This window comes from Paraferrimonas sp. SM1919, from assembly GCF_010993985.1.
Classification (GTDB): Bacteria; Pseudomonadota; Gammaproteobacteria; order Enterobacterales; family Shewanellaceae; genus SM1919.
On record NZ_WINH01000071.1, the window covers coordinates 1 to 999 of the forward strand.

Sequence of the window (999 nt, forward strand, 5' to 3'; positions counted from 1 at the left end):
GCAGACTCATCTAGCTTCGGGCTTGTTCAACAATCGGGATAAGGTCGCGGCTGCGCGCGGCCTATCCTTATTTGTTAGGCAGATTTACCCTCAAGCACATCCTGCCAACTATGCTCTAAATTTTGAGCTATGGAATTTAAATAGGTTATAGATATTGACGCAGCATCTTGATAAGTTACATCTGAATAGTCTGATTTCATGCCTAAAACATGTTTAATCATTTCTAAAATATCTTCACTAGATAAGTCTAATAATTCAAAATCAGATTTAATAGTTAATTCACCCCAAATATTTGAATCAATATTTTCTCGCTCAAGGTTAATTAAAACATCACTAATAAACGGGTTTAAATTTTCTATTTTCTTTATATTCCCTTGCGCTTTAGCTTGCTTTAAACAGCTCCACAATTCTTTAACTTCATCAATAAGCAAACTTGGAACTTCTTCAAAAATTTCAGATTCATCTTTTGAGTACTCGATTAATTCAAGCCAGTAAGCTTGAGAGTGTTTTCCATCTTTTTGATTTAAGTTAGATTCAGCAAATTCAGCCATTGATGTTTCGTTTTGAAATAGTGGTGATACTACTTCATCAGCAGAAAAATCATAAGCATAAAAATGTTTAATTCCATCAATGATTACAGTCTCTATTCCTGCAACAGGTTTGGTATCTCCTGTTTCGATAAAATCAATATCGTAATCTGATTTGGTTTTGTATTTTCTCCAAGCCGAAGACATAAGCATAATTAAGCAAAATGAAATAAGAATACCAAGCCAATACGGGTACTCCATAACTCTAAAAATACGAATGATAGAAAAGCCAACAACGAAATATAATATAAGTAACCAAATTGGCTGCTTGATTTTACCGCTTACCATGAATTAACACCTTAAGACTTTATGTGCCTAGACATTATGACTCCCCTAGACAGTGCTAACCTCCTGCACATGGGTTAGCCTAAACCAGAGCCAAAAATATTCTTCAAAATATAATCAGGAGGTT

Annotated in this window: 1 protein-coding gene; it reads right to left on the reverse strand. The window is 34.1% G+C overall.

What is annotated here, in order from left to right; all coding sequences use genetic code 11:
- Positions 1–74 precede the first annotated feature (74 nt).
- A complete protein-coding gene (locus GFB48_RS17205; protein ID WP_163938704.1) occupies positions 75–875 on the reverse strand; it encodes a hypothetical protein in 801 nt (266 codons plus the stop codon).
- Positions 876–999 lie beyond the last annotated feature (124 nt).

Excerpts from the sequence above, each read along its gene's own strand:
- GFB48_RS17205 (WP_163938704.1), bottom strand. The coding sequence starts at position 875 with ATGGTAAGCGGTAAAATCAAGCAGCCAATTTGGTTACTTATATTATAT.